Origin of the sequence: Pedobacter sp., from assembly GCF_045628745.1 — a bacterium.
Lineage (GTDB): Bacteria > Bacteroidota > Bacteroidia > Sphingobacteriales > Sphingobacteriaceae > Pedobacter.
Genome location: NZ_JAZQPU010000096.1, coordinates 1 through 4,336 on the forward strand (window position 1 = coordinate 1; position 4,336 = coordinate 4,336).

Genomic DNA, 4,336 nt, shown 5'->3' on the forward strand with positions numbered 1-4,336 from the left:
GAGCGCCAGAAGCTTGTCCACTGGTGGTTTAAAAAAGTGAAGAGCATATCAGTAGTTATATTTGTTTTTCCAGTTTTGGCGTAATTTTTCTCTTAGTTTATCTTCGGCGGGGTTTTTACCGGGATCGTATAATTTAGTGCCACTCAGCTCTTCTGGCAGGTATTCCTGAGGGGAGAAGTTACCCTCATAACCATGCGAATATTGGTAATCTTTGCCATAACCGATGTTCTTCATCAACTTGGTAGGGGCATTGCGCAAATGCAACGGTACAGGTAAATTTCCCGTTTGTTTAACCAGCGCTTGTGCTTTGCCAATAGCCTCGTAAGCGGCATTACTTTTAGCGGATGATGCAAGGTAAGTAACAGCCTGCGAAAGGATAATCCTTGATTCAGGGAAACCGATGACATTTACTGCCTGGAAACAATTGTTGGCCAGCAATAGTGCATTGGGGTTGGCATTGCCAATATCTTCTGAGGCAAGGATGAGCAATCTGCGGGCAATAAACAAGGGGTCTTCACCACCTTCAATCATCCTGGCGAGCCAATAAACCGCACCATTGGGGTCACTGCCCCTGATGGATTTGATAAAGGCTGATATGATGTCATAATGCTGCTCGCCGGCTTTGTCATATAAAGCCAGGTTTTGCTGTGCATGTTCCAGTACATTTTCATTGGTGAGGGTAATGTTATCTCCACCGATGCCATTAACAGCAATTTCCAATACATTCAATAGCTTGCGCGCATCACCACCAGAAAGGCGGATCAAAGCTTCATGCTCCTTAATGACGATGTTCTTTTCTTTTAAAATCACATCTTGCTGTAGTGCAGTTTGCAATAAACCTGCTAATTCCTGCTCATCGAGGGATTTTAAGATATACACCTGCGATCGGGAGAGCAAGGCGGAGATGACTTCAAAAGAAGGGTTTTCTGTGGTGGCACCAATTAAGGTAACCAGTCCGCGTTCAACGGCACCCAAAAGGCTGTCTTGTTGAGATTTGCTAAAGCGATGGATCTCATCAATAAATAAAATGGGTAAGCCCAGGAAGCTGTCTTTCAGTTGAGCAGCCCTATCAATAACATCCCGAATATCCTTCACGCCAGAATTAATGGCGCTCAGGTTAAAAAAGGGTCGGTCTAAAGTTTGGGAGATGATATACGCCAGTGTAGTTTTACCTACACCTGGCGGCCCCCAAAAAATCATGGAGGGCAGTTGTCCGCTTAATATTGCTTTACGCAAAACGGCATCAGGACCTACTAAATGCTTTTGTCCGACATACTCGTCCAAATTTTGTGGACGCATTCGTTCAGCTAAAGGAGGTAAATTTTGCATAGCCTAAAGATATTAAAATCTCTTAGATGGCTTTCTTTTTATGCCAAACTTTCTTTTGTTGTGGTCTGCGGCCTTTGGCAGGCTCGGGCCTGTGGATAGCTTCAATAGCAGCAATCTTTTCAGGAACTTCCATGACATCGATTTTGCGCTCAATCAGTTTTTCTATGCTGTCTAACTTGCGTTTATCTCTGGAATTCACTAAAGTGATGGCAGTTCCTTTGGTTTCAGCTCTTGCCGTACGGCCAATTCTATGCACATAATCTTCAGCATCATGGGGAACATCAAAGTTGACCACTAAGTCAATACCTTCCACATCGATACCACGACTTAAAACATCGGTACCAATAATAATTGGCAGCTGTTTGTTTTTGAAAGTCTGCAAAATGCTTTCGCGTTCTTTTTGATCAAGGTCAGAGTGAAAAGCTTCGGCTTTAAGGCCCATACCTCTGAATACTTTACCCAGGTTTTTCACTTTATCTTTCGTAGAGGCAAAGACAATGATGCTTTTGTAAACGCCTGTTTTCAACAGATCGGTTAACAAGGGCACCTTTTGCTCATCATGAACCATATAGACCTGCTGCGAAATGCCTGCTGCGGGTTTAGAGATAGCCAAGCTGATTTGTGAAGGGTTTTTAAGCAGCTTTGCCGCCATAGTTCTTATTTTTGGTGGCATCGTAGCCGAGAACATGACGGTTTGACGTACTTCAGGTAGAAAGCTGATGATTTTCATGATGTCATCATAAAAACCCATGTCGAGCATACGGTCAGCCTCATCTAAAACAAGGTTCTGCAGTTTGTCGAGCTTCAATAAACCTGAAGAAAGGTGAGAAATCAAGCGACCAGGGGTAGCGATGATGATATCTACGCCTTCCCGCATGGATCGTTTTTGCTGTTCATAGGCAATACCATCTCCACCACCGTAAACAGTTAAAGAACTGATGTTGGTGAAATAAGAAAGTGCTTCTACCTGCAAATCTATTTGTTGTGCCAACTCCCTTGTAGGCGCTAAAATCAGCGTATTGTTATGCCTGTTTTCCGTTTCGCTGATCATGTTCATGATCGGCAAGAGGTAAGCGCCGGTTTTTCCTGTACCTGTTTGCGCGCAAGCAATTAAATCTTTTTTATCTAATATAATCGGGATCGCTTGTTCTTGAATAGGGGTGGCGTTGCGAAATCCCATCGCCAATAAACCCTCTAAAAGTTGAGGGTTAAATTTAAAATCTTTAAAATCCAATGTACTTAATTGTTACTGTGTATTTTATAAAAGTAACTTAAATATTTATTTATTCCTATCGGCATAGCTAAACACTTTTTGCAACAAGGTGGTAGAACGAGAGCTTAAATCACTTCTAATTTTCAATTCTTCCTGTGCAATCTGAACAAACATGCCTTGAATTGCTTTTTGAGCAACATAAGCAGATAAATCAGTATTTACAGGTGTAATTAAAGGCAATTTATTATAGCTGGCAGCAGCATCACCCCAGTATTTTGTTGCGCCTACTTTACTTAAACTTGAGGTTACAACAGGTTTAAACTTTGCCATAAGCTGTGAGGTGGTTACACGCTCAAAGTATGCAGTTGCTGCATTATTGTTGCCTAAAAGTATATTTGTGGCATCGGTGATGGTCATTTGTTTAATTGCGGAAACAAAAATTGGCTTTGCTTCTTTTGCTGCATCTTCTGCAGCACGATTTAAGCTGGTTACAACATTATCTGCCAGAGAACCAAGGCCTAACGTACGCAAAGTTTTTTCTACTTTCTGTGCTTCTGTAGGGAATAATATTTTGACAGCCGCATTACCTAAAAATCCGTCTTTAGCAGATAGCTTGTCTGCACCAGCTGAAGTTCCGATCTCTAATGCTTGTTTAATACCTGAGGCAATTTCTGTAGTGGTAGGGTTACCAGTAGCGGTAGGGATTTGTTTTAATATACTGCCAAGTTGAGATTGGCTTTGGACATCACAACCTGTGATTAAAATTATAAGGGCTCCAATAAGGAAAGTACTCAATTTATTCATTGTTTATTTTTACGCGGTTAATAGCAAATTTGCGGCCAGTGATGTAGATTTCATAAAAAAATGATTATACTTACTTAGATTATTAGCCCTAACACCTTGAAATTCATCCAACCTAAATCTGGTAATGATGCAATAGATGACGCTGCCCTGATTGCCCTTTACAAAAAAAGTGGCGACCTGGAAGTGTTATCGCAACTTTATAGTCGCTACATGCATTTGGTTTATGGGGTTTGCTTAAAATATCTACAGGATGAGGAGCTCAGCAAAGATGCCGTGATGCAGATTTTTGAGGAGCTGGTGCTGAAGTTAAAAATACATGAGGTGCAGAACTTCAAAAGCTGGCTGCATGTGTTGTGCCGCAATTACTGTCTGATGGCATTGCGCAAGTCATCTAAAAATAAAATGGTCTCCCTGGAAGATACTTTTGTGGAAAACACGGAGTTTGTGCATCTCACTGCTGACGATACAAAGGAAAACCAGCTCAGCATGATGGAGAAGTGCATGGAAACGTTGCCTGAAGAGCAGCGTATCTGTGTGGATTTGTTTTATTTGCAGGAGAAGTGTTATAAAGAAATAGCTGAAATGACGGGATATGACTTGCTGAAAGTGAAGAGCTATATCCAGAATGGAAAGCGGAATTTAAAAATTTGTATCGAAAAGAACAGCCGTGAATAGAGATTGGTTATCAACAGCAGTAATAGAAGATTACCTGGATGGCAAGCTTGATGCTTCAGCCATGCACCAGGTGGAGCGTCATGCACTTGAAGATCCTTTTGTGGCCGAAGCCTTAGCCGGCTTATCTGAATCGCCAAAACGTTCGCTGCAGGCGATATCCTTATTGCAAAAACAATTACATGATCGCGTTGCACATCAAAAAATCCATAAAAAAGAAGCTGTCATTACCTGGCAGCGTTTAAGCATTGCCGCTGCGGCAGCCGTGATCTTCATTTCCATGAGTGTTATTTTCTGGATGAAGCAAAATGCCGTTAG

Annotated in this window: 4 protein-coding genes and 1 pseudogene; 2 read left to right on the forward strand and 3 right to left on the reverse strand. The window is 41.7% G+C overall.

Going from position 1 to position 4,336, the window contains the following annotated elements; genetic code table 11:
• Positions 1–48: 48 nt before the first annotated feature.
• The 3 genes from ACR2F7_RS03995 to ACR2F7_RS04005 are packed head-to-tail and all read right to left on the reverse strand — an operon-like array spanning position 49 to position 3,346.
• Positions 49–1,329, reverse strand: a complete 1,281-nt coding sequence (locus tag ACR2F7_RS03995) for a replication-associated recombination protein A (protein ID WP_432712301.1) — start codon at positions 1,327–1,329, stop codon at positions 49–51.
• A gap of 22 nt (positions 1,330–1,351) precedes the next feature.
• A complete protein-coding gene (locus tag ACR2F7_RS04000; protein WP_432712302.1) occupies positions 1,352–2,563 on the reverse strand; it encodes a DEAD/DEAH box helicase in 1,212 nt (403 codons plus the stop codon).
• Positions 2,564–2,608: 45 nt separating this feature from the next.
• Positions 2,609–3,346, reverse strand: a complete 738-nt coding sequence (locus ACR2F7_RS04005) for a DUF4197 domain-containing protein (RefSeq protein WP_432712303.1) — start codon at positions 3,344–3,346, stop codon at positions 2,609–2,611.
• 105 nt (positions 3,347–3,451) lie between these two features.
• On the opposite strand from ACR2F7_RS04005, the gene ACR2F7_RS04010 reads away from it, so the two are divergent.
• Together ACR2F7_RS04010 and ACR2F7_RS04015 are read left to right on the forward strand one after the other, a co-directional pair.
• Complete coding sequence (locus tag ACR2F7_RS04010) at positions 3,452–4,021, forward strand: RNA polymerase sigma factor (RefSeq protein ID WP_432712304.1); 570 nt, start codon at positions 3,452–3,454, stop codon at positions 4,019–4,021.
• Positions 4,014–4,336, forward strand: a pseudogene (locus ACR2F7_RS04015) (hypothetical protein); the annotation flags it as partial. The gene ACR2F7_RS04010 and the pseudogene ACR2F7_RS04015, both read left to right, overlap by 8 nt.